At 62.0% G+C, this 21,908-nt stretch carries 26 protein-coding genes; 6 read left to right on the top strand and 20 right to left on the bottom strand.

Annotated features, from left to right (window positions below; translation table 11 throughout):
• Position 1: 1 nt before the first annotated feature.
• The 4 genes from phnF to phnC all read right to left on the bottom strand — a co-directional run bounded on the left by phnF (position 2) and on the right by phnC (position 3,540).
• A complete protein-coding gene (gene phnF / locus JFT85_RS07300) occupies positions 2-706 on the bottom strand; it encodes a phosphonate metabolism transcriptional regulator PhnF (protein ID WP_073636930.1) in 705 nt (234 codons plus the stop codon).
• 36 nt (positions 707-742) lie between these two features.
• Positions 743-1,525 (bottom strand): phosphonate ABC transporter, permease protein PhnE, encoded by a 783-nt coding sequence (gene phnE, locus JFT85_RS07305; RefSeq protein WP_003210621.1) that lies wholly within the window; start codon positions 1,523-1,525, stop codon positions 743-745.
• A 147-nt stretch (positions 1,526-1,672) separates the two neighbouring features.
• Positions 1,673-2,674, bottom strand: a complete 1,002-nt coding sequence (phnD, locus tag JFT85_RS07310) for a phosphonate ABC transporter substrate-binding protein (protein ID WP_069552269.1) — start codon at positions 2,672-2,674, stop codon at positions 1,673-1,675.
• 32 nt (positions 2,675-2,706) lie between these two features.
• The gene (gene phnC / locus JFT85_RS07315; protein WP_053255194.1) at positions 2,707-3,540 is read right to left on the bottom strand and encodes a phosphonate ABC transporter ATP-binding protein; all 834 of its coding nucleotides are present in this window, start codon (positions 3,538-3,540) and stop codon (positions 2,707-2,709) included.
• A 601-nt stretch (positions 3,541-4,141) separates the two neighbouring features.
• On the opposite strand from phnC, the gene JFT85_RS07320 reads away from it, so the two are divergent.
• A complete protein-coding gene (locus JFT85_RS07320; protein ID WP_201229584.1) occupies positions 4,142-4,417 on the top strand; it encodes a DUF6124 family protein in 276 nt (91 codons plus the stop codon).
• Between the two features lie 157 nt (positions 4,418-4,574).
• On the opposite strand, the gene JFT85_RS07325 is transcribed toward JFT85_RS07320, so the two are convergent.
• The 10 genes from JFT85_RS07325 to ccmA all read right to left on the bottom strand — a co-directional run bounded on the left by JFT85_RS07325 (position 4,575) and on the right by ccmA (position 11,932).
• Positions 4,575-4,970, bottom strand: coding sequence for a hypothetical protein (locus JFT85_RS07325; protein ID WP_201229585.1), 396 nt, complete (start codon positions 4,968-4,970; stop codon positions 4,575-4,577).
• 15 nt (positions 4,971-4,985) lie between these two features.
• On the bottom strand, positions 4,986-6,170 hold the full coding sequence (gene ccmI, locus JFT85_RS07330; protein WP_053255192.1) for a c-type cytochrome biogenesis protein CcmI: 1,185 nt from the start codon (positions 6,168-6,170) through the stop codon (positions 4,986-4,988).
• Positions 6,163-6,636, bottom strand: coding sequence for a cytochrome c-type biogenesis protein (locus tag JFT85_RS07335; protein ID WP_053255191.1), 474 nt, complete (start codon positions 6,634-6,636; stop codon positions 6,163-6,165). Before JFT85_RS07335 ends, ccmI begins: the two co-directional genes overlap by 8 nt.
• Complete coding sequence (locus JFT85_RS07340) at positions 6,633-7,169, bottom strand: DsbE family thiol:disulfide interchange protein (RefSeq protein WP_053255190.1); 537 nt, start codon at positions 7,167-7,169, stop codon at positions 6,633-6,635. Before JFT85_RS07340 ends, JFT85_RS07335 begins: the two co-directional genes overlap by 4 nt.
• Positions 7,166-9,154 carry a heme lyase CcmF/NrfE family subunit gene (locus JFT85_RS07345; RefSeq protein ID WP_201229586.1) on the bottom strand — a complete coding sequence of 663 codons (1,989 nt, stop codon included), beginning with the start codon at positions 9,152-9,154 and terminating at the stop codon, positions 7,166-7,168. The genes JFT85_RS07340 and JFT85_RS07345 overlap by 4 nt, the downstream gene beginning before the upstream one ends.
• Before the next feature lie 3 nt (positions 9,155-9,157).
• Positions 9,158-9,625: a cytochrome c maturation protein CcmE gene (ccmE, locus tag JFT85_RS07350; protein WP_069552265.1), complete on the bottom strand. Its 468-nt coding sequence runs from the start codon at positions 9,623-9,625 to the stop codon at positions 9,158-9,160.
• Entirely contained in the window at positions 9,622-9,798 is a 177-nt protein-coding gene (ccmD, locus tag JFT85_RS07355; RefSeq protein ID WP_003172771.1) for a heme exporter protein CcmD, read from the bottom strand. The genes ccmE and ccmD overlap by 4 nt, the downstream gene beginning before the upstream one ends.
• A complete protein-coding gene (locus JFT85_RS07360; RefSeq protein ID WP_053255187.1) occupies positions 9,795-10,550 on the bottom strand; it encodes a heme ABC transporter permease in 756 nt (251 codons plus the stop codon). Before JFT85_RS07360 ends, ccmD begins: the two co-directional genes overlap by 4 nt.
• Before the next feature lie 81 nt (positions 10,551-10,631).
• Positions 10,632-11,300, bottom strand: coding sequence for a heme exporter protein CcmB (gene ccmB / locus JFT85_RS07365; protein ID WP_053255186.1), 669 nt, complete (start codon positions 11,298-11,300; stop codon positions 10,632-10,634).
• Positions 11,297-11,932 (bottom strand): cytochrome c biogenesis heme-transporting ATPase CcmA, encoded by a 636-nt coding sequence (gene ccmA / locus JFT85_RS07370; protein WP_053255185.1) that lies wholly within the window; start codon positions 11,930-11,932, stop codon positions 11,297-11,299. The genes ccmB and ccmA overlap by 4 nt, the downstream gene beginning before the upstream one ends.
• Before the next feature lie 200 nt (positions 11,933-12,132).
• On the opposite strand from ccmA, the gene fliK reads away from it, so the two are divergent.
• Positions 12,133-13,710 (top strand): flagellar hook-length control protein FliK, encoded by a 1,578-nt coding sequence (fliK, locus tag JFT85_RS07375; RefSeq protein WP_201229587.1) that lies wholly within the window; start codon positions 12,133-12,135, stop codon positions 13,708-13,710.
• Positions 13,707-14,036, top strand: coding sequence for an EscU/YscU/HrcU family type III secretion system export apparatus switch protein (locus tag JFT85_RS07380; RefSeq protein WP_053255183.1), 330 nt, complete (start codon positions 13,707-13,709; stop codon positions 14,034-14,036). The genes fliK and JFT85_RS07380 overlap by 4 nt, the downstream gene beginning before the upstream one ends.
• A gap of 131 nt (positions 14,037-14,167) precedes the next feature.
• On the opposite strand, the gene JFT85_RS07385 is transcribed toward JFT85_RS07380, so the two are convergent.
• Both JFT85_RS07385 and moaB read right to left on the bottom strand, forming a co-directional pair.
• Positions 14,168-15,385, bottom strand: coding sequence for a molybdopterin molybdotransferase MoeA (locus JFT85_RS07385; protein ID WP_169875842.1), 1,218 nt, complete (start codon positions 15,383-15,385; stop codon positions 14,168-14,170).
• Complete coding sequence (moaB, locus tag JFT85_RS07390) at positions 15,378-15,917, bottom strand: molybdenum cofactor biosynthesis protein B (protein ID WP_053255181.1); 540 nt, start codon at positions 15,915-15,917, stop codon at positions 15,378-15,380. The genes JFT85_RS07385 and moaB overlap by 8 nt, the downstream gene beginning before the upstream one ends.
• Positions 15,918-15,993: 76 nt before the next feature.
• On the opposite strand from moaB, the gene mobA reads away from it, so the two are divergent.
• Both mobA and JFT85_RS07400 read left to right on the top strand, forming a co-directional pair.
• Positions 15,994-16,596: a molybdenum cofactor guanylyltransferase MobA gene (gene mobA, locus JFT85_RS07395; protein ID WP_069552263.1), complete on the top strand. Its 603-nt coding sequence runs from the start codon at positions 15,994-15,996 to the stop codon at positions 16,594-16,596.
• 79 nt (positions 16,597-16,675) lie between these two features.
• A complete protein-coding gene (locus JFT85_RS07400) occupies positions 16,676-16,897 on the top strand; it encodes a YgdI/YgdR family lipoprotein (protein WP_017136187.1) in 222 nt (73 codons plus the stop codon).
• A 55-nt stretch (positions 16,898-16,952) separates the two neighbouring features.
• On the opposite strand, the gene JFT85_RS07405 is transcribed toward JFT85_RS07400, so the two are convergent.
• The 3 genes from JFT85_RS07405 to JFT85_RS07415 all read right to left on the bottom strand — a co-directional run bounded on the left by JFT85_RS07405 (position 16,953) and on the right by JFT85_RS07415 (position 18,562).
• A complete protein-coding gene (locus tag JFT85_RS07405) occupies positions 16,953-17,843 on the bottom strand; it encodes a pseudouridine synthase (RefSeq protein WP_078827945.1) in 891 nt (296 codons plus the stop codon).
• 72 nt (positions 17,844-17,915) lie between these two features.
• Positions 17,916-18,251, bottom strand: coding sequence for a hypothetical protein (locus JFT85_RS07410; RefSeq protein ID WP_016978478.1), 336 nt, complete (start codon positions 18,249-18,251; stop codon positions 17,916-17,918).
• Positions 18,252-18,325: 74 nt separating this feature from the next.
• Positions 18,326-18,562 (bottom strand): glutaredoxin family protein, encoded by a 237-nt coding sequence (locus JFT85_RS07415; RefSeq protein ID WP_069552262.1) that lies wholly within the window; start codon positions 18,560-18,562, stop codon positions 18,326-18,328.
• A 175-nt stretch (positions 18,563-18,737) separates the two neighbouring features.
• Between JFT85_RS07415 and JFT85_RS07420 the strand changes: the two genes are divergently transcribed.
• Positions 18,738-20,462: a cation:proton antiporter gene (locus tag JFT85_RS07420; protein WP_139372199.1), complete on the top strand. Its 1,725-nt coding sequence runs from the start codon at positions 18,738-18,740 to the stop codon at positions 20,460-20,462.
• Here JFT85_RS07420 and JFT85_RS07425 read toward each other — a convergent pair.
• Positions 20,449-21,657: an ammonium transporter gene (locus tag JFT85_RS07425; protein WP_053255360.1), complete on the bottom strand. Its 1,209-nt coding sequence runs from the start codon at positions 21,655-21,657 to the stop codon at positions 20,449-20,451. The genes JFT85_RS07420 and JFT85_RS07425 overlap by 14 nt on opposite strands.
• Positions 21,658-21,908: the final 251 nt, after the last annotated feature.

Genomic DNA, 21,908 nt, shown 5'->3' on the forward strand with positions numbered 1-21,908 from the left:
ATCAGGTCACCACTTGGTACTGGAAGCGATCGGAACGGCTGGTGGACTGCGCCAGCTCCACCGGGCGGCCGTCGCGATCGCGGGAAAGGGTGAATACCGTCAGCGCCGGCAAATGCCGGGGCATCATCAGCAGCGCGGCTTCGTCGCGGTTGGGCAAGCGCGCGCCGATCAGGCTGTGGGTGCGGGTCAACGGCAGGTCGCGCTCGCGCAGGTAATGGCGCAGGGAGCCGCCGTTGTAGTCCGCCAGCAACGGCGCACGGCTGGCGCAGTAGCGGTGGCGGATCAGGCTGACCGGCTGGTGATTGAGCTTGCGCAAGGTTTGCAGCTCGATCATCGGTGCCATCTCGGCGATGCCCAGTTGCTGCGCCTCTTCGCGGCTGGCGAAGCAGTAGCGGCGCTTGAGCAGCAGCGCTTCCACGCCCACGCCCTGGGCCGACAGCGATTGGCTGTAGGAGGTCTCGGCGCCCATCGGGTAAATCAGCGGGCGGTCGAGCACTTGGGTGCCCTTGCCCTGGCGGCGCAACAGGCTGCCTTCGAACACCAGCTCATCGATGGCCCGGCGCAGGGTGTGGCGGTTCACGCCAAAGCGTTCGGCCAGCTGCACCTCGCCCGGCAGGAAGTCGCCGGCCTGATAGCTGCTCAGTTCGCGGCGCAGGATATCGGCGAGTTCGCGGTACACCGGCTCATCTTGTCTAGACAACTGCATGCTTAAAAAAAAGCGCCCTGGGGCACCCCTCCGTAGTCAGATGAACTGCTTGCGCAGGCGTTGGGACAGCACGTCGATACAGCTCACCACCACGATGATCACCAGCAGCACCGCGCAGGTCTGCACGAACTGGAAGGCGCGGATGTTCTCCCACAGGATCACGCCGATCCCGCCGGCACCGACCATCCCCACCACCGTCGCCGAGCGCACGTTGGCTTCGAAACGGTAGAGCGCGTAGGACACCCACAGCGGCATCACTTGGGGGATCACGCCGTAGATCACCTCTTGCAGGGCGCTGGCGCCGGTGGCTCTGACGCCTTCAACCGGGCCCGGGTCGATGGCTTCGACGGCTTCGGCGAACAGCTTGGCGAGCACGCCGGTGGTGCTGATCCACAAGGCCAGAACACCGGCGAAAGGACCGAGGCCCACCGCGACCACGAACAACATCGCGAACACCATTTCGTTGATCGAACGGAAGGCATCCATCACCCGGCGCAGCGGCTGGTGGATCCACCATGGGGTGATGTTGTCGGCGCACAGGATGCCCAGCGGCACCGAGCAGACAATCGCCAGCACCGTGCCCCAGAGGGCGATTTGCACGGTGACGATCATCTCCTTGAGGTAGGAGCGCCATTCGTGGAAGTCCGGCGGGAAGAAGTCGGCGGCGAAGGTCGCCATGTTTCCGGAGTCGCGGTACAGCGCCAGCGGGTTCATTTCGGCGCCGTGCCAGGCCCAGGCCAGCAGGATCAGGAACAGGCCCCAGCCGAGGTACTGCGGCCAAGTCCTTTTGCCCACTGCTTCAGCATGCAAGGTAGTCATGGGTCACTCTCAATAAGTGTGTGGGCAAGGCTTATGTGGGAGCCGGGCTTGCCCGCGAATGCGGTGACTCAGTCGCCGGATGCGTTGAATGACACACCGTATTCGCGAGCAAGCCCGCTCCCACATGAACCCGATTCCTACAGGGGGTTAGCCGTTGGCTGCGGTCTTCTTGTCCAGCTCGGTGATGCGCTCTTGCAGCTTGGCCAGGTCGGCGTCGATGTCGGCGAGCTTCTTGGCCTTGTCGGCGGCTTCCAGCTTGTCGTCGGCGCTGATGGTGGTGCGCTGCTTGAACAGCTCCAGTTGGCGGATCGGCAGCAGTTGGTCGTCGCTGGACTTGAGGAACTTGCCCAGTTGCATGTTCTTCAGCACGGCCTTCTCTTCGTCGGTGTCACCGTAGTTGGCGAAGAAATCGCGGATCTTGGTTTTCTCGCTGTCGCTCAGGGCCTTGCTCCACACCATCGGGTCGGCGGGGATCAGCGGCGACTTCCAGATCACCTTGAGCAGGGCGGCCTTGTCGGGCTGGGTGACTTCCAGGCGGTCCCAGCTTTCGGTGTTGAAGGTGGCGACGTCCAACTGCCCCTTGGCCACGCTCAGTGCGTTGACTTCATGGCTGGAATTGAGGGTGCGCTTGAAGGCGGTGGCGGCATCAACGTGGTTCTTGGCGAACACGTAGTAGCCCGGTACCAGGTAGCCCGAGGTGGAGTTCGGGTCACCGTTGCCGAAGGTCAGGTTCTTGGCGTTCTTGAGCATGTCATCGACGTTGTTGATCGGGCTGTCCTTGCGCACGATCAGCACGCTCCAGTAACCGGCGGCACCGTTGGCGGCAGCGGTCTGGGCGAAGATTTCGCCGTTGGAACGGTCCACCGCTTCCATCGCGGCCTTGTTGCCCAGCCAGGCCACGTCGACCTTGTTAAAGCGCATGCCCTGGATCAGGCCGGCGTAGTCGGAGGCGAAGGTGGCGTTGATGGTGAGGCCGGTCTTCTTGTGCATGTCATCCAGAAAGGGCTGCCAGATGCTCTTGAGGTTCTGCGAAGACTCGGTGGACATGATGCCGAAATTGATCGCCTTGTCGGCGGCCTGGGCATTGCCCATGGCCACGCTGGCGAGCAGCACGGCAGACAGAAACACATGACCGATACGGTTCAACATGGAGAGGATTCCTGTGGGTCGTTATTGGGGTTTCAAGCGCGAGCCAGGGCCAACCGTGCGGGGACGACGGTGGTGCGGGTCTGGTCGGAAAACATCAGGCTGGTGTCGACATCGGCACCGTACAAATCATTGAGGAACTGGCTGCTCAGCTCGCTGGCGTGGCCATCGAAGTGAATTCGGCCGCCCTTGAGCGCCACGGCTCGCGGGCAATAACGCATGGCGTAATCGACTTGGTGCAGGGTGACCACCACGGTCTTGCCGTCGCGACCGTTGATGTCGGCGAGGATCTCCATGACCTTGCGGGCCGACTCCGGGTCCAGCGAAGCGATGGGTTCATCGGCGAGGATCACTTCGGCGCGCTGGGTCAGGGCCCGGGCAATCGCCACGCGTTGCTGCTGGCCGCCGGACAAGGTGGAAGCACGTTGCGCGGCCAGGTCCGCCAGGCCGACGCGGGCCAGGGACTCCATGGCGAACTGTTTTTCCTCGGCATTGAACAGGCCGAGGTTGCCACGCCAGCGCGGCATGCGGCCCAGGCAACCGAGCAGCACGTTGTCGAGCACACTCAGGCGGTTGACCAGGTTGAACTGCTGGAAGATGTAGCCGATGTCGGAGCGCAGGCGCCGCACCTTGCTGTTCAACCGGCCGCTGGCCTGCACTTCCCGGCCGAGCACCTTGACGCTGCCGCCATTATTCTTGTCGCAACAGGCCAGGCCCGCCAGGTGGCGCAGCAAGGTCGACTTGCCGGAGCCGGAAGCGCCAATCAGCGCGACCATCTCACCGGTGGCAACGGTAAGTTCGAGGTCGACTAATGCGGATTTCTTCGCAAAGGTCTTGTTCAAGTGATCGACATGGATAGCGTGAGTCATGGGCTTCTCTGTCTGGTTGAACAGCCGTCCGTGGCTGCGTTTGAGTACAAACGACAGTAGGCGCGGGCTGTGTCAGCCCTATGACTTGCACATGACTGGAGTAAAACCGTTTGATGAAGGTTTGATGAAAGATTGGAAGTAGCTGTAGGACTTTGATCGTTCCCACGCTCTGCGTGGGAATGCCGCCTCGGACGCTCTGCGTCCCGAATCAGGCGAAGCTTTGCGCAACGGTGACGCAGAGCGTCACGGGATGCATTCCCACGCGGAGCGTGGGAACGATCGGTAACGACGTATAGCTCCCTCTTTTTAGCTGCCCTCTTGTTAGGACCTGCCCTACACATCTTTCAGGTTGCGTCCGAGCAACCTCGCCGCTAACCTTCGCGGGTCGCTGCAAAATCAGCGAACGGGTGTGGTAGCCCGGTTCTTTCATAGATCCCCAAAACGCTTACGGGCGTTTTTTTGTGCGGGCTGCTTTGTGGCGGCTGTGCACGGGAGGCTTCGGCCTGCCGGGTTTCTATGACCGGTCTACCACCCCGTGTACAGTCGCCTCCTTACATCGTGTGGTAGCGAAATGGAGGTGCTCATTCATAGGAGCTTCACCATGAAAAAAGTCACACCCAATCCCCCGCCATCCACCTCGGATGACACCCCACAAACCCCACCCAACCTCATCTTCACCGTCCGCCCCGGCCTCAGTACCGAAGTTGCCTTGAGCAATGCCAGCGAGATGCTGGAATCGGCGACGGTGTGTGCCTACGACTGTGCTGAGCATTTGGACGGCTCAAGCCGCAAACAGGTGCCGGCGGTGGTGCAGATGGTTGAGATTGCGCAGTTGTTGGTGGATCAAGCGCTGAATCGCGAGTGCCCCGTGGCCTGATGGCTGAGGCGATCTAGTGTGGGAGCTGGCTTGCCTGCGATGGCGGTGGGTCAGTTGGCAGATGGGTAGCTGATACACCGCTATCGCAGGCAAGCCAGCTCCCACAGTTGATTGCATTTCAGGCTCATAAAAAAGGCGACCCGAAGGTCGCCTTTTGTTATTGCGCGTATTGCTTGCTCAACCCCGGTGGCACGCCGTGCACATCGGTCTCCTCCCATGGCCCGTTCGGGCTGATGGAGCGGCTCCAGCCGTTGCTCCAACGGTAGTAGGTGCGCTGGCGGTAGAAGGTGTCGGGCTGCTCGTCCAGCACATACACCTGCATCTTGCCGTCCCAGTGGCTGGCGGCGCCCGGCGGCGGGGCGAAGGTTGGCGACTTGCTCGGCAGCGGTTTCGGCGCTGGGGTTACCGGGCCGGAAGGCTTGGTGCTGGGTTGAGTCGACGGGCCCGACGGCGGGATGGTCGGGCCGGTGGGCGCGGGAGGTGGCCGGTGGACCGCACAAGCGCTCAGGCCGAGTACCAGGCTGAGCAGGGTGATGCGTGCAAGAGCGGTCATAGGCGTTTCCTCGATTTACTGGTCCGGACGGTCGATGGTCAGCTTCTGCAAGGCAGTGGTGCTGCTGGCCAAGGGTTGGCTGCGGCCGATCCATTCGCCAGTGGTCGGTTGACCGGCCCGGGATATGCGCGCAACCAGTTGGACTTCGGGGAAGTTCGACAGTTTCAACTGCGGCATCATCGCGTCAGCATCGCCCAGTTCGACCGTGACCGGCAGTTCGGCAACAGTGACGCGCTTGGCGGCCAGCGGCGCCGGCGGACCGTTTACGGCACGGGCGAAGATGAACACGCTATCGGTTGGCAAGGCGTTGGCCTTCACCTCGGCAGACAGGTCCACACGCACGGTCATCACGGTTTTTTGCGCGACGGTGCCGCCGCTTTCCTTGAGCTTCTCGGCCGCGCGGTCGATGCCACCTTGCAGGGCAACACGTGAATTATCTTCAGGTGGCAATTGCGCCAGCAGACGATTCCAATAGTCGATTGCTTCTTGGTAGCGCTGACCTTCAAAAGCGGCAATGCCAAGCAAACCAAGGCTGGTCACTTCTTTCGGGTCCAGCTTCAACGCCTCGTCGGTCAACGCCTGAACCTTGGGCGACCATTGCTTGTTGTCGGCAAAGTACTGCGCCTGAGCCCACTGACCGAGCAGCTCCGGCTGGCGACCGGCTAACGCCACGGTGCGTTCGAAGACTTTCGCCGCATCAGCCGAACGGTCCTGGGCCATGTAGGCGCGACCGAGGAAGTACAAGCCTTCCGGCGAGTCCGGCTGGGCAGCGGCGGCACGCTCCAGGCGCTGGGTCATGTCTTGCATGGACACCGGCGGCTGGGAGAATTCGCGAGTCAGTTCGACCTTGTCGCTCGCCCCGTAATGCAGGTACAGCGCAACGCCGAGCACCGGGACGAGAAACGCCGCCAACAACGGCAGCGGTTTGCCCAGGCGCGATTCGCGGGGCTTTTCCACGCCTTCGGTGTCAGCCAGCAGCTCGCGGGCCGCTTCGGCGCGGCCGGTGTCGAGTTGCGTGGCATTCAGCACGCCTTCGTCCTGCTGCACTTGCAGCTCGGCCACGCGTTCTTGATAAAGCGCCACGTTCAGCGCGGTGCGATCCTCTTCACGCTGGGCACGGCGACCGCGCAATACAGGGATCAACAGGAAACTCAGGGCAATCAGGAGCAGCAACCCTGCTGCGAGCCAAAAATCAATCATCAGTCTTGGTGTCCAGCAATTGGTCGAGGCGTTTGCGTTCGTCCGGGGAGAGCGCATCGGAACCATCAGTCGGCGCAGCGCGGCGACGGCGCACGATCACGGCCATCACCACCACACCGGCCAGCAACAGCCCGGCGGGGCCGAACCAGAGCAGCGCGGTCTTGCCGGTGAGGGCCGGTTTGTAGCGCACGAAATCACCGTAGCGGTCGACCATGAAGTCGATGATCTGCTGATTGTCCTTGCCCTCCCCCAGCATGCGGAAGATCTCTTTGCGCAAGTCGGCGGCGATCGGGGCGTTGGAGTCGGCGATGTCCTGGTTCTGGCACTTGGGGCAGCGCAGTTCCTTGGTCAGTTCGCGAAACCGCTCGCGGTCTCCGTCCTTGGCGAATTCGTAGGTGTCGATGGCGGCGTGAGCCACGCCGGCCAATCCCAACGCCAGCACCGCAGCGGCTAACAGACGCTTCATGGCTTGGCCTCATCGACCAGCGCCTGGTACTTGGCGGCCAGTTGCTCACGCCAGACCACTTCGTCGATCACGCCGACGTATTTGTCGCGGATCACGCCCTTGGCATCAATGAAGAAGGTTTCCGGGGCGCCGTACACGCCAAGGTTCAAACCGAGGTTGCCGTCTTCATCGCGGATATCCAGCTGATACGGGTTGTGGAACTCCGCGAGCCATTTCAAGGCCGCCGCATTGTCGTCCTTGTAGTTGATGCCGTAGATCAGCACGCCCTTCTCGGCCAGTTTGTTCAGCACCGGGTGTTCGACGCGGCACGAGATGCACCAGGTCGCCCACACGTTGACCAGCGCCGGTTTGCCCAGCAGGTCGGCCTGAGTCAGGGTCTTGTCGCCCTGCACGGTCTTCAGGCTGAACGCCGGGAAAGGCTTGCCGATCATCGCCGAAGGCAACTCGGCCGGGTCCAGGTACAACCCGCGATACAGGAACACCGCCATCACCAGAAAGGCCGCCAGCGGTAACACCATCAACCAACGCTTCATGCCGCCGCTCCTTGCAGGCCGAGAGCTTCGCGCACACGGCTTTTTACTTTGACGCGATAACGCCGGTCCAGCGCGGCCAGCAACCCGCCGAAACCGGTGAGCAAGCCGCCGAACCAGATCCAGCGCACAAACGGTTTGACGTGCACGCGCACAGCCCAGGCGCCGTCGCCCAGCGGCTCACCCAATGCCACATAGAGGTCGCGGGTGAAACCGGCGTCGATCCCGGCTTCGGTCATCATCGAGCTTTGCACGGTGTACAGACGTTTTTCCGGATGCAACACGGCCACTTCCTGGCCGTTGCGCACCACACGGACGGTGCCTTTGTCGGACGTAAAGTTCGGGCCTTCAAAGTGCTTGGCGCCGTCGAAGATAAAGTGGTAACCGGCCAGGTCCATCGACTCACCCGGCGCCAGGCGCAGGTCGCGCTCGGCGCTGTTCTGGCTGGAGAGCACCACGCCGAGGGCGCACACGGCGATGCCGAGGTGGGCGATTTGCATGCCCCAGTAGCTGCGGGTCAAGGTTGGCAGGCCTTTGATCAGGCCCTTGTGGCGGGTCTTGTCGACAATATCGCGCACGCCGGCCAGCAACACCCAGGCGGCGAGCAGGAAGGTGGCGAGCACCGCCCAGTTGAAGTCGCCGTAAGCGATCCCGGCGATCACCGCCAGGGCCACACTGCCCAACAGCACCGGCATCAGCATGCCGGCCAGCCATTTCACCGGGGTGTCTTTCCAGCGCACCAGCACGCCGACCGCCATCACCACCATCAACAAGCCCATCAACGGAATAAACAGCGCGTTGAAGTACGGCGGGCCAACGGACAGCTTGGCGCCGCTCAAGGCATCCAGCACCAGTGGGTAAAGGGTGCCGAGCAGGATCATCGACGCGGCGACGACCAGCACCAGGTTGTTACCGAGCAGCAGGGTTTCCCGCGACCACAGGTTGAAACCGACCTGGCTCTTGACCACCGGTGCACGCAGGGCGAACAGGGTGAGCGAGCCGCCGACCACAAACAGCAGGAAGATCAGGATGAATACGCCACGCTCAGGGTCGGACGCAAACGCATGCACCGACGTCAGCACACCCGAACGCACCAGGAAGGTGCCGAGCAGGCTGAGGGAAAATGCCGCAATGGCCAGCAACACGGTCCAGCTCTTGAACACGCCGCGCTTTTCGGTGACGGCCAGCGAGTGGATCAGTGCCGTACCGACCAGCCATGGCATGAACGAGGCGTTTTCCACCGGGTCCCAGAACCACCAGCCGCCCCAACCGAGTTCGTAGTAAGCCCACCATGAACCCAAGGTGATACCAATGCCCAGAAAGGCCCAGGCGACGATGGTCCACGGCCGCGACCAGCGCGCCCAGGCGGCATCGAGGCGCCCGCCGAACAAGGCGGCGATGGCGAAGGCGAAGGCCACCGAGAAACCGACGTAACCCATGTAGAGCATCGGCGGGTGCACGATCAGGCCGATGTCCTGCAGCAGCGGGTTGAGGTCATGCCCGTCTGCCGGGATCTGCGGCAGGATGCGGCTGAACGGGTTGGAGGTCATGATCAGGAACAGCAGAAAGCCGATGCTGATCATGCCCATCACCGCCAGCACCCGCGCCAGCATGACTTGCGGCAATTGGCGCGAGAACACCGACACGGCGAAGGTCCAGCCGCCGAGAATCAAGGCCCACAGCAGCAACGAGCCTTCGTGGGCACCCCACACGGCGCTGAACTTGTAGTACCACGGCAGCGCGCTATTGGAGTTATTAGCCACATAGGCGACGGAAAAATCATCGGTCATAAAGGCGTAGGTCAGGCAACCGAACGCGAACACCAGGAACGCAAATTGACCCCAGGCGGCCGGCTGGGCCAGGCTCATCCACAGGCGGTCGCCGCGCCAGGCACCGAGCAACGGCACCACGGCCTGGACGATGGCGAAGCACAGGGCGAGGATCATCGCCAACTGGCCCAGCTCCGGAATAAACAGTGCGGACGTCATGGCTTAGCCCTCCTTGGCAGGCTGTGAAGGGGCGCCTGGGGCGGATTGGCCGCTGTCCTTGAGGGCTTTGGTGACCTCGGGCGGCATGTATTTCTCATCGTGCTTGGCCAGCACCTCATCGGCAACCACGACGCCGTCGGCATTGAGTTTGCCCAGGGCAACGATGCCCTGGCCTTCGCGGAACAAGTCCGGAAGGATGCCGCGATAAGTGATCGTCACCGCTTTGTTGAAGTCGGTGACCACAAAGGTCACGTCGAGAGAATCGCCGGAACGCTTCAGCGAGCCCTTCTCCACCATGCCGCCGGCGCGGATGCGCGTGTCCAGCGGGGCGTCGCCATTGGCGATCTGGGTGGGGGTGTAGAACAGGTTGATGTTCTCCCGCAGGGCACTCATCGCCAGGCCCACGGCAACACTCACGCCGACCAGGATGGCCAGGATGATCAACAGACGCTTTCTACGCAGCGGATTCACTTTTCGGTCTCCCGGCGCAAACGACGCGCCTCTTGTTGCAGGTAACGCTTGCGGGCCAGGATCGGCGCGGCGACGTTGAGGGCCAGCACTGCCAGGCAGATGCCATAGGCCGTCCAGACATACAGGCCATGATGGCCCATGGCGAGAAAATCACTGAAAGAAGCAAAACTCATCCACGCGCTCCCAGGCAGCTTTGCACTTCGGCCTTGACCCAACTGGCGCGGGCTTCACGCTTGAGCACCTCGAGGCGCATGCGCATCAGCAGCACCGCGCCGAAGAAGCAGTAGAACCCGAGCACCATCAGCAGCAGCGGCGCCCACATTTCCACCGGCATTGCCGGTTTTTCGGTGAGGGTGAAGGTGGCGCCCTGGTGCAGAGTGTTCCACCACTCCACCGAGTACTTGATGATCGGGATATTGATGACGCCGACGATGGCGAGCACCGCGCAGGCCTTGGCAGCGCTGTCGCGGTTACTGATGGCGTTGCCCAAGGCAATCAGGCCGAAGTACAGGAACAGCAGGATCAGCATGGAGGTCAGGCGCGCGTCCCACACCCACCACGAACCCCAGGTCGGTTTGCCCCAGATTGCGCCGGTGACCAGCGCCACGGCAGTCATCCACGCGCCGATGGGCGCTGCGCATTGCAGCGCCACGTCGGCCAGCTTCATCTTCCACACCAGGCCGACGACGCCGCACACGGCCAGCATTACATAGCAGGATTGGGCCAGCATCGCGGCGGGCACATGGATATAGATGATGCGAAAGCTGTTGCCTTGCTGGTAATCCGGCGGCGCGAAGGCCAGGCCCCACACCAGGCCGATGCCGATCAGCAACAGGGCTGCGATGCTCAACCACGGCAGCAGCTTGCCGCTGATGCCGTAAAACCATTTGGGCGAGCCGAGCTTGTGAAACCAGGTCCAGTTCATTGCTGTTTCCGTCACGGTTGTTTCTCGTCGTTGCGAGAAACTCAGGGTCTTTACTGGTTAATAACGCTTAACCAGACCTCATTATTCGCCGACGCTGATCTTCAGGCCAGCCGCTATAGCAAAGGGTGTCAGGGTTACCGCCAGGGCGGTCAGGCTGCCAAGCCACAGGAGGTAACCGGTCGCCGGCATGCCCATGAGCGCGGCTTGCAAAGCACCGCTGCCCAGGATCAATACCGGGATATACAAAGGCAGAATCAGCAGGGCCAGCAACAGGCCACCCCGCTTCAAACCGACGGTCAACGCTGCGCCCACCGCCCCCAACAGGCTGAGCACCGGCGTACCGAGCAACAGGGAAAACAGCAGCACCGGCAGGCATTCGACGGGCAAACCCAGCATCATCGCCAGCAGCGGCGAGAGCAAGACTAGCGCCAAGCCGGAAAAAACCCAGTGTGCCAGTACTTTTGCCAGTACCAGAAGGGGCAAGGGGTGCGACGAAAGGACCCACTGTTCCAGGGAACCGTCTTCGAAATCACTGCGAAACAGCCCGTCCAGCGAGAGCAGGACGGATAAAAGTGCCGCGACCCACACCAGCCCTGGGGACAAGGTTTGCAACAGTTTAGTCTCGGGGCCGACCGCCAACGGGAACAACGCGATGACAATAGCGAAGAACACCAGCGGATTAGCCAATTCAGCCGGGCGGCGACACAGCAAGCGTGCTTCACGGGCAACCAACAGGGCAAACACACTCATACCGACCACCGGCCCAAATCCAGCTCACGGTAACCGGCAGGCATGAGCGCCAGGCTGTGGTGAGTCGTGAGGACCACCAACCCGCCCTGCTCGCAGTGTCGAGCCAGGTGTGCTTCGAGTTGCGCCACGCCCTGTTTGTCGAGGGCGGTGAACGGTTCGTCGAGAATCCACAGCGGCGGGCCGGGCAGATACAAACGGGCCAAGGCCACGCGGCGTTGCTGGCCGGCGGACAACGTATGGCACGGCACGTCTTCAAAACCCTTGAGCCCCACAGCGGCCAGGGCTTGCCAAATGGCATCGCGGCAAGCGGGATGATGCAGGGCACTGAGCCAACTGAGGTTTTCTTCGGGCGTCAGCACGTCCTTGATCCCGGCGGCGTGGCCGATCCAGATAAGGTTGCGGGCGAGTTCGGTGCGTTGTTCGTTGAGCGGCTGGCCGTTGAGGCGAACCTCACCTGCCGTCGGCTGCATCAACCCGGCCAGCAGGCGCAGCAAACTGGTCTTGCCGCTGCCGTTCGGCCCGCTGATTTGCACCATGTCGCCGCCCGCCAGACGCAGTTCGAGGTGTTCGAACAGCATCCGCAGGTCGCGTTCACAGGCAAGCGCTACGGCTTCAAGAAGAGGGCTGGTCAAGAGATCGCGGGCCTTTACGGTTCAAGTCGGCGGTGCAGCGGCCGTTATAGAGAGATGCACAATAACGGCTTTGGCGACCGATTTTAGAGAGCTGGATCAAATAGTTGTGAGGTTTTTACCGCTCTCTTTGCAGACGGGCGGCATTATACATGTGATGCCCTACTCTAAAGAGGGCAATTTCCCCAGAGACGACGCGCACGATGACCGGTGAGATCAACCTTCCTACGCTGCCTCCTGCCCCGGCCACCGGGCCAGCCCCGTTGCCCCCGACCGGTGAGTTGCTCAAACTGCTGGAACCGCAGACCGGCTTGATCGACCCTGGGAAAACCGCAAACGCCGAGGTGATTGCGCTTAAACAAGGCGGCGACGCGTTTCAACTGTTGCTCAAGTTGACCCTCGAAGGCGGCCGCCAGACCCTGGTGCAAGCCAGCAGCGCGCAGCCATTGCCGCTGGGCAGCAACGTGGCGGTGAGCCAGACGCCGACAGGCAACCTGACCATTACCTTGCAGCAAGCCTTGAGTGCCAATGTGGCCGCCCTCACCCGTATCGACACCACGCAAATGCCAGAGGGCACGCTGCTGCAGGCCAAAGTGCTGACCACCCAGATGCTGCCACAGGGCGCGACGCAACCGGCGATCTATCGCTCGCTGGTGACGGTGCTCAATAACGCCCTCGCCGGAACGACGCTGACCCTGGAAAGCCCACAGCCACTGCGGGTCGGCAGCTTGCTCAGCGCCGTGGTGCAGAATGCGCAAACCTTGAATTTCGTGCCGTTAAGCGGGCTTAAGGATCAATTGGCCGTCGCGCAACAACTCTCGACCCAGCAAAGTCGCCAGGGTTCGCTGGACGTGGTGTTTACTGCCTTGCAAAACTTGCCCGCTGATGACAGCACCTCCAGCGACCTGCGCGCCGCCGCCGCGCGTTTGCTGGCGGCCCTGCCAGACCTGGCACAGGTCAGCAATCCCAAGGTCCTGGCGCAATTGGTACAGAACAGCGGCGCGTTTCTTGAAGCCAAGCTGCTGGTCGGGCAAAACCCGCAAATCCCCCCGCTGGACATGAAAGGCGCCCTGCTGCGCCTGGTCGCCGACCTGGTGCCGGCCCTGCCCACCGGCACCCACCTCAACGCCATCCTCGCCGCCAATACCTTGGCCCAGGTGCTGCCGAACTTTGTGCGCAACCCGCTGAGTACGCTCGGCCAGATCAGCGCCCGGCAAGCACCTGCAGGGTTTCCGCTGCCGGATCGGTTGATGCTGCGCCTGGAGGGCGAAGGCGACCTGGAAAACCTGCTGCGCCTGGCCGCCGGGGCGATTTCACGCTTGCAGAGCCACCAGCTGTCGAGCCTGGAGCAGACCGGCACCACGGCCGATGGTCGACTGCAGACCACCTGGCAGCTGGAAATCCCCATGCGCACCTTGCAGGACATCGTGCCCTTGCAGGTCAAGTTCCAACGCGAAGAACCCACGCCAGACAAGGACCAGCCCGAACGCAAAGACAAAAAAGACCCCAAGCAGATGCTCTGGCGCGTCGAGCTGGCGTTCGACATGGAGCCGCTGGGGCCGCTGCAGGTTCAGGCGCAACTGACACAGGGCAAACTGTCCAGCCAGTTGTGGGCGACTCGGCCCTATACGGCGAGTTTGATCGAAAGCCATTTAGGCAGCCTACGCGAGCGCCTGGTGACCTCGGGTCTGAACGTCGGCGACCTGGATTGCCACCTCGGCACCCCGCCACGCGGGCCACGCACCGGACTGGAGCAACGCTGGGTGGATGAAACCGCATGAAAAACCCAACCCCACCACGCCAGGCGATTGCCCTCAAGTACGACGGCCAGCAAGCGCCGACCCTGACAGCCAAGGGCGACGATGCCCTGGCCGAAGCCATTTTGAAGTTGGCGCGGGAGAATGAAGTGCCGATCTATGAGAACGCCGAGCTGGTGAAGCTGCTGGCGCGCATGGAATTGGGCGACAGTATCCCGGAGGAGTTGTACCGCACGGTGGCGGAGATCATTGCGTTTGCCTGGACACTCAAAGGCAAGTTCCCGGTCGGGTATGACCCGAATGCCGAACCGGTGGAGCGGGATGTGACGGAGCGTGGCGACGACTACTGAAAAGTCTCAGAGATACATAATCCAAAATGTGGGTGCTGGCTTGCCTGCGATAGCGGTACACCTGTTCCAGATAAGCAAGCTGACACATCGCCATCGCAGGCAAGCCAGCTCCCACATTTAGCGCTCTATTGTCAGTTCAAGACTTCACTCAGGGGGATGAAGTTGACTCGGTCCCCCAAGGCCAACGTCGTCCCTTCCAGCACCTCGACAAACCCCTCGGCCCATGCCGCGCTGCGCAGTACGCCTGAGCTTTGGTTGCGATAGATGACCGCTTTGCCCTGCTCGATACGCCCGCGCAGGTACTCGCGGCGGTTGCCCGGCTTGGGCCAGACGAACCCCACCGGCACTTCGAAACGCAGCGGCGCCACGTCCTGCACGCCTTGGCGGCGCAGCAGATAAGGGCGTGCCAGCAGCGCAAACGTCACCAGGGTGGAGGCCGGGTTGCCCGGCAGGCCGATCACCGGCACACCACGAAAATGGCCGAAGGTCAGCGGCTTGCCGGGTTTGATCGCCAGCTTCCACAAGGCCAGCTCGCCCTCTTCTCGCAGGGCGATGCCGAGGAAGTCCGCTTCGCCCACCGACACACCACCGGTGGACAAAATCAGGTCGACACTGCCCAGATCGGCCAGGCGCGTGCGGGTTTTTTCCAGATCATCCGGCAGAATCCCGGCATCAATCACTTCACAGCCCATCCGCGCAAGCCAACTGCACAGCACACGGCGATTGCTGTTGTAGATTTGCCCCGGCCCCAGCGGCAAACCCGGTTCGATCAGTTCATCACCGGTGGACAGCACGGCCACGCGCACGCGGCGCACCACACTCAGACGGTCACGGCCAAGGGATGCAGCCAGGCCCAGCTCGATCGGGCCGAGCCGGGTGCCGGCGGTTAGCACCCACTCACCGACGGTGGTTTCCTGGCCTTGGGGGCGGATGTTCTGGTTGACGTGCAAGGGTTCGGTGAAACTCACGCGCTCGTCGGCGTGGACCACGGCGTTTTCCTGCATCTCTACACAGTCCGCACCTTCGGGCACCGGTGCGCCGGTAAAGATGCGCGCACACGTGCCGCTCGCCAATGGCTGCGGCGCCTGGCCGGCGAAGATGCGCTGGCTGACGGGCAATGGCTCGCCCTTCCAGTCCGACAGACGCAGGGCATAGCCGTCCATGGCGCTGTTGGGCCAGGGCGGCAGATCGAGGGTGGAGATGAGGTCTTGCGCCAGCACACGGCCATCGCACACGCCCAGAGGCAACACTTCCTGATCACGGATCGGTGCGGCTTCGGCCATGTCCAGCAGTTGGCGCAGCGCGTCTTCCACCGGCAGCAAAGCGCCGGTTTTACCCGGCTTATCCACGGGATTCGCAGGGTTCGGCCTGCTTCAGGTGGGGCACGAAGTTGCACGGGCGGTGGCGGTTATCCAATTGCTCGGCGAGGATGCCATCCCAGCCCGTGCGCACCGCGTTGGTCGAACCCGGCAGGCAGCATACCAGCGTGCCATTGGCCAGGCCGGCCAGGGCGCGCGATTGCACGGTGGAGGTGCCGATGTCGGCCACCGAGATCTGGCGAAACAGTTCACCGAACCCATCGACTTGCTTGTCCAGCAAGCAGCTCACCGCTTCGGGCGTGCTGTCGCGGCCGGTGAAGCCGGTGCCGCCGGTGATCAGCACCACTTGCACCACGTCTTCGGCGATCCAGTGGGCGACTTGGGCGCGAATTTTGTAGAGGTCGTCCTTGAGCAGCACGCGCTCAGCCAGGTTGTGGCCAGCGGCGGTCAGGCGGTCGACGAAGACCTGGCCCGAGGTGTCGGTGTCCAGGGTGCGGGTGTCGCTGACGGTCAGTACAGCAATATTAAGGGCTACGAAGGGCGCATCAGCCTTGGCGTTCATGGCTCGGTCCAGTTGTCGAAGGAACAGCCCGATGTTATATCACAGGGCCCTATTTACCTGCCGCAGCGGAACCGCCATGTCTGTTGATTCTTCGCCCCTGCCCTGTTCGATTTTGCTGCTGGCCGGTGGCCGTGGCCAACGCATGGGCGGCCAGGACAAAGGCCTGTTGCAGTGGCACGGGCAGCCGCTGATTGCGCACTTGCAGCGCCTGACCCGGCCGCTGACGGATGACCTGATTATCTCCTGCAACCGCAACCATGAACGGTACGCACCGTATGCCGACCAGTTAGTGAGCGACGACAGCCCGGACTTCCCCGGCCCGCTGGCAGGCATCCTCGCTGGCTTGGCGGTCGCACAGCGTGAGCATTTGTTGATACTGCCGTGTGATGTACCGAACATCGACGTGGGGCTGCTCACCGACCTGCGTGAGACTGCACGCCACAACCCGCTGCTGCCGGTGATGGTGCGCCAGGGTGAGTTCTGGGAACCCTTGATCTGTATCATCCCGACTCACCTGCACATTGAGGTAAAACGGGCATGGGACGCCGGTGAACGCAGCCCGCGCAGGATCCTCTTGCAACTGGGTGGCGTGGGCCTGCAATACCCGGCCGAAGACCTGCGGCTGGCCAACCTGAATACACCTGAGCTGTTACACCCAGGCTTCGGCGTGTCAGAATGAACCTCGCACAAGGAACTTTGTCGGCGCCGCGCGCGTCACAAGGTCAGTTGTTTAAAAGAATTCTTTCGGAGACACACTCATGACTCAACGGACCATCGCCGCTCTCATGCTTGCACTGGGCCTCGCCACTCTCGCCGGTTGCGCCTCGCCTACAGTGATCACCCTGAATGACGGTCGCGAAATCCAGGCCGTCGATACCCCTAAATACGACAAGGCTTCGGGCTTCTATGAGTTCGAACAACTTGACGGCAAGCAAACCCGCATCAACAAAGATCAGGTTCGCACCGTTAAAGACCTGTAAGTCTTAGCGTTTGCCAACAAGGCCCGCCTCGCGCGGGCCTTGTCGTTTCCGGGGGTTACCAGTCGAGGGTAATCTGGCTGCGGAAATCGCGTTGTTCACCTGTGACCGGGTCGATAAACCGCACGCCCTGAGCCAGCAGCTTGAGCGGGTTGGCGTAGTCGTCCTCGGCGTCCTTGATCACGTCGGGGTAGAACGGGTCATTGCAGATACTCGCCCCCAGCGCAGTCATGTGCACGCGCAACTGGTGCTTCTTGCCCGTTACGGGGAACAGGCCGTAGCGCCACAAGTCGGCATTTTTTTCGCGCACTTCCACGGCCGTTTCGGTATTGCTGGCGCCCGGCCCTTCCTGCATACGGAAGAACGGCTCGCCATCCACCAGGCGGCTTTTGTGCACCCTGGGGAACGTCAGGTTCGGCAAAGCCGGGGCAATGGCTTCGTAGAATTTGTCGATGCGCCGCGTAGGAAACAGCTGTTGATACGCCGAACGGCTTTGCGGGTTGGCCGAGAACAGCACCAGCCCGGCCGTATGCCGGTCGATGCGATGCAAGGGAACAAGCGCGGGGTTATCCAGACGACGAATCAGGCGGCGCAACAGGGTTTGCTCGACGTATTCGCCAGCAGGCGTTACCGGCAGAAAATGCGGCTTGTCGGTCACGACCAAATGTTCGTCGGCGTACAGAATAGTTTCCTGTACCGGGATCACCTTCTCATTCGGTACTTCACGAAAGTAATAAATGCACAGGCCTTCCTTGTAGGCCAGGCCGAGGTTGATCGGATGACCGTTGATGTCGAGCACACGGCCTCGCGCGATGCGGTCCAGCCAGTGTTCACGGCTGATCGCCGGAAAATGCTCGCACAGGCAATCCAGCACTGTCGCCCAAGGGCCAGGTGGCAAATACAACGTACTGGCTTGGTGCTGGGACGCGGAAAAACCGGATGTGGACATGACAATGCTCGGAGCCTGGAAAATCAGGCAGGCATTATCCCGCATGGAGCGGGATTGAGCCTAGGGCGGATCTCAGGCCTTTGCCAATTCGGCCCGCAGGATCGGCGAGGCACTGGCGGCGTCGGTGAACTCCTTGAGCCAGCGCAGCACGTCCACCGCTTCCCAACGGCCGGGATCGTACAGCGCGTACAACAAGCCCTGGTAACCCACGACATCCAACTGCTTGTGGTAACCGGCGCGCTGGAACAAGGCCTCGATTTCGGCGAAGCAGGTATTGAAATGCACTTTGTTAAACGGCGTCTTGCCTTCCGTGACCAGGCCATCCAGGCGCAGCTCGTTCACCGCGTCGCGCACGACATCGGCAGACATGCGATTGACGCTGCTTTTTAATTGTTCAACATTCACCACGGGCGATCCCTCTACTCAATCACTGTACAGACATACAGTAACGTAATAATTGGTAACCCGCTATCGGATAACGCTTAACGAAGGAAGGCAACAATCTGCTCAGGGTCGAATGGCCAATCCAATTCAGCCCCTGTATCCACACGGCGAAGCACCGGAATCCGCAGGCCATAGACTTCGGTGAGATCAACGGGCTCAGTGATATCAACCAGTTCCACCAGCAGCCCTCCTTCGACGAGCGGCATGATTTCGGCTTCGGCTATCTCACAAAGATGGCAACCCACGGTGCCGAGCAGCTGGCATTCAGGAAGCATGGCGACGGGACCCGATCAGTAAGTAGGTCATCATTCTAAGCCCGCCCAATACCTGTGGCGAGCAGGCTTGCCCGATGAAATCCGACTGCCGACAAAAGACCTGACCCAGGTCACCATGACGTATAACTGATTCAGCGATTCTCGCGGCTTTTTGCCCGTTCACCCCGCAATGGAGATGCTTGTGTTCGCCAACCTGCTGATCATTCTGGCCTCATCCCTGGTGGTGATTGCGCTGTTTCGCCGGCTGCGGCTGCCGCCCGTGCTGGGCTACCTGTGCGTGGGCCTGGCCGTGGGGCCCACCGCGCTGGACTGGGTGAATGACAGTGAAGACCTGCCGGACCTCGCCGAGTTGGGGGTGGTATTCCTGCTGTTTTCCCTTGGGCTGGAGTTTTCCCTTACCAAGATGTTCGCCTTGCGCAGCGTGGTTTTCGGGCTGGGCAGCTTGCAGGTACTGGGCTGCGGTGTGCTGCTGGGAGGCCTGCTGATGGCGTTTGGCCTGGCGCCAGGCGTCGCTCTGCTGCTGGGTGCCGGGTTGGCGTTGTCCTCCACGGCCATCGTCAGCAAGGAACTGACCAGCCTCGGGGAAATCTTCAGCAGCCATGGCCAGAATGCGATTGGCGTGTTGCTGTTCCAAGATGTAGTGGCCGTGCTGCTGCTCACCTTGGTGCCGGTATTTGCCGGTAACAGCGACCAGGCGTGGTACTGGGCGTTGCCGCTGACGCTGGGCAAAACCGTGCTGTTGTTCGTCGGCTTGCTGTTCGCCAGTCGCTGGTTATTGCCCCGCCTGTTTCACGAAGTCGCGGCGTCCCGTTCAGCAGAGCTGTTTGTGCTATTGGCGCTGGTGATCGTATTGCTGACCGCCTGGCTCACGCACCTACTGGGACTCTCGCCTGCCCTCGGCGCGTTCCTGGCGGGCATGCTGTTGGGCGAAAGCCATTACCGGCATCAGATCGAAGCCGACATCCGGCCGTTTCGCGACATTCTGCTCGGGCTGTTTTTTGTCAGCATCGGCATGCTCATCGACCTGCAGCTGTTCGTCAGCCATAGCCTGCTGATCCTCGGCCTGACCCTTGCACTGATGCTGATCAAGGCCCTGGTGGTAGCGGCGTTGGTCAAACTGCGTGGCAGCGACAGTGAAACCGCCTGGCGCAGTGGCCTGGCCCTGGCCCAGGGCGGCGAGTTCTGTTTTGCGCTGATGGCGCAAATGCAACACAGCCGGCTGATACCCGAAGCGTTCAACGGCCTGCTGCTCGCTGCCACCTTCTGCTCGATGCTGCTGACCCCGCTGCTGCTGCGCGCGGCACCAACGATTGCCCTGCGCCTGCACCGCAAGCCCAACCAGCAGGTGCACCTGGAAGCAATCACCGCGCTCAACGCCCAATTGAGCGGCCACGCAGTGATTTGCGGGTACGGCCGCGTCGGGCAATCCATCGGGCGCTTTCTGCACCGCGAGCAACAGGCGTTTATTGCACTGGATGATGACCCGGCGCAGGTGCAGGGAGCCGCCACGCAAGACCGCAACGTGCACTACGGTGACTGTCGCCGTGGGGCCTTGCTGAGTGCGGTCGGCCTGGAACGCGCACGGCTGGTGGTGATCGCGGTGGATAACAGCGATGTCGCACTGGTGGTATTGACGGAGGCACGCCGGATCAATCCGGACGTGCCGATTCTGGTGCGTACCCGTGACGACAGCCAACTGACGGAACTGAAAGCCGCCGGCGCCAGCGAAGTGGTGCCCGAACTGCTGGAGTCGAGCCTGATGCTCGCCTCCCACGCCTTGATCCTGCTGGGGCTTTCGGACGAACAGGTGCAGGCGCGGGTCGACGAGGTGCGGCGTAACCGCTATCGCCTACTGCACGGTTTCTACCCGCGGACCGACGAGCCGATCAATCCTGACTGACCGCGCCGATCTTGTGGATCGACAGGTCAGCGCCGTAGTACTCCTGCTCCTGGCTCAGGCGCAGCCCGTGCACGCGTTTGATCACGCCGTACACCAACAGGCCGCCGACCAGCGCCACCACCACCCCCAGCGCGGTGCCAATCAACTGGCTGATCAGGCTCACGCCGCCCAAGCCGCCAAGGGCGGTCTGGCCGAAGACGCCGCACGCGATACCGCCCCACACGCCGCACAAACCATGCAGGGGCCACACACCCAGCACGTCATCGATCTTCCAGCGATCCTGGGCGGCGATGAAGAACCACACGAACAAACCACCGGCGACGACACCAGTGACCAGCGCGCCCACAGGGTGCATCAAGTCGGAACCGGCGCAAATCGCCACCAGCCCGGCCAGCGGACCGTTATGCAGGAAGCCAGGGTCATTGCGGCCGATCACCAGGGCAGCAACCGTGCCGCCAACCATGGCCATCAGCGAGTTGACGGCGACAAGGCCGCTGACGCCATTCAAGGTCTGCGCGCTCATCACGTTAAAGCCGAACCAGCCGACAATGAGGATCCACGAACCCAACGCCAGGAAGGGAATGCTCGACGGCGCAAATGCCACCAGGCGCCCTTCTCGATAGCGCCCGTTACGCGGGCCCAACAGCAGCACCGCCGCCAGCGCCAGCCAACCGCCCATGGCGTGTACCACCACGGAACCGGCGAAGTCATGGAAGCTGGCACCAAAGGTGGCGAGCAACCAGGCTTGCAGGCCGAAATTACCGTTCCACACCAGGCCTTCAAAAAACGGGTAGATAAATGCCACGATCAGCGCGGTGGCACACAGCTGAGGAGCGAACTTTGCACGCTCGGCAATGCCACCGGAAATAATCGCCGGGATCGCCGCAGCGAAGGTCAGCAGGAAGAAAAACTTCACCAGGCCGTAGCCGTGATCGGCACTGATGACCGCCGCCGGTTGCATAAAGCTCACGCCGTAGGAGATCCAATAGCCTATAAAGAAATAAGCCAAGGTCGAGATGGCGAAGTCGCTGAGGATCTTCGACAGGGCGTTGACCTGGTTTTTCTGGCGCACGGTGCCGACTTCCAGGAACGCAAAACCGGCGTGCATGGCCAGCACCATGACCGCGCCAATCAGAATAAACAGGGTGTTGGAACTGTGGACTAATGTGTCCACTGCGCTTTGCAAATTTTCCATGGAGGTTGGCAGGCCTGCATTAAAGGCAAAAAGCACCAAAGCGGTTCAAGCCAGGGTTTCGCGCACTAAATTGGCACCACCAGTCCCGCACCTCTTCAGAGGGCGTGAACCGCTTTAGCGCAGCGAATACCGCAACAAGCCATTACCGACAGGGTTTTTCCGCGAGTTTCATTGATTTAGGGTAAGGTTTTTCAAGGCATTCGCCTCAGGCCGCCCATATTCAGCGCACGCCCCGGGCATGCGCACCAAGG

The organism is Pseudomonas sp. TH04, assembly GCF_016651355.1.
Lineage (GTDB): Bacteria > Pseudomonadota > Gammaproteobacteria > Pseudomonadales > Pseudomonadaceae > Aquipseudomonas > Aquipseudomonas fluorescens.

Bases quoted from the DNA above. Each gene is read 5' to 3' on its own strand.
- phnF (WP_073636930.1), bottom strand. From the start codon at position 706: ATGCAGTTGTCTAGACAAGATGAGCCGGTGTACCGCGAACTCGCCGAT.
- phnE (WP_003210621.1), bottom strand. From the start codon at position 1,525: ATGACTACCTTGCATGCTGAAGCAGTGGGCAAAAGGACTTGGCCGCAG.
- phnD (WP_069552269.1), bottom strand. From the start codon at position 2,674: ATGTTGAACCGTATCGGTCATGTGTTTCTGTCTGCCGTGCTGCTCGCC.
- phnC (WP_053255194.1), bottom strand. From the start codon at position 3,540: ATGACTCACGCTATCCATGTCGATCACTTGAACAAGACCTTTGCGAAG.
- JFT85_RS07320 (WP_201229584.1), top strand. From the start codon at position 4,142: ATGAAAAAAGTCACACCCAATCCCCCGCCATCCACCTCGGATGACACC.
- JFT85_RS07325 (WP_201229585.1), bottom strand. From the start codon at position 4,970: ATGACCGCTCTTGCACGCATCACCCTGCTCAGCCTGGTACTCGGCCTG.
- ccmI (WP_053255192.1), bottom strand. From the start codon at position 6,170: ATGATTGATTTTTGGCTCGCAGCAGGGTTGCTGCTCCTGATTGCCCTG.
- JFT85_RS07335 (WP_053255191.1), bottom strand. From the start codon at position 6,636: ATGAAGCGTCTGTTAGCCGCTGCGGTGCTGGCGTTGGGATTGGCCGGC.
- JFT85_RS07340 (WP_053255190.1), bottom strand. From the start codon at position 7,169: ATGAAGCGTTGGTTGATGGTGTTACCGCTGGCGGCCTTTCTGGTGATG.
- JFT85_RS07345 (WP_201229586.1), bottom strand. From the start codon at position 9,154: ATGACGTCCGCACTGTTTATTCCGGAGCTGGGCCAGTTGGCGATGATC.
- ccmD (WP_003172771.1), bottom strand. From the start codon at position 9,798: ATGAGTTTTGCTTCTTTCAGTGATTTTCTCGCCATGGGCCATCATGGC.
- JFT85_RS07360 (WP_053255187.1), bottom strand. From the start codon at position 10,550: ATGAACTGGACCTGGTTTCACAAGCTCGGCTCGCCCAAATGGTTTTAC.
- ccmB (WP_053255186.1), bottom strand. From the start codon at position 11,300: ATGAGTGTGTTTGCCCTGTTGGTTGCCCGTGAAGCACGCTTGCTGTGT.
- fliK (WP_201229587.1), top strand. From the start codon at position 12,133: ATGACCGGTGAGATCAACCTTCCTACGCTGCCTCCTGCCCCGGCCACC.
- JFT85_RS07380 (WP_053255183.1), top strand. From the start codon at position 13,707: ATGAAAAACCCAACCCCACCACGCCAGGCGATTGCCCTCAAGTACGAC.
- moaB (WP_053255181.1), bottom strand. From the start codon at position 15,917: ATGAACGCCAAGGCTGATGCGCCCTTCGTAGCCCTTAATATTGCTGTA.
- mobA (WP_069552263.1), top strand. From the start codon at position 15,994: ATGTCTGTTGATTCTTCGCCCCTGCCCTGTTCGATTTTGCTGCTGGCC.
- JFT85_RS07400 (WP_017136187.1), top strand. From the start codon at position 16,676: ATGACTCAACGGACCATCGCCGCTCTCATGCTTGCACTGGGCCTCGCC.
- JFT85_RS07405 (WP_078827945.1), bottom strand. From the start codon at position 17,843: ATGTCCACATCCGGTTTTTCCGCGTCCCAGCACCAAGCCAGTACGTTG.
- JFT85_RS07415 (WP_069552262.1), bottom strand. From the start codon at position 18,562: ATGCTTCCTGAATGCCAGCTGCTCGGCACCGTGGGTTGCCATCTTTGT.
- JFT85_RS07420 (WP_139372199.1), top strand. From the start codon at position 18,738: ATGCTTGTGTTCGCCAACCTGCTGATCATTCTGGCCTCATCCCTGGTG.
- JFT85_RS07425 (WP_053255360.1), bottom strand. From the start codon at position 21,657: ATGGAAAATTTGCAAAGCGCAGTGGACACATTAGTCCACAGTTCCAAC.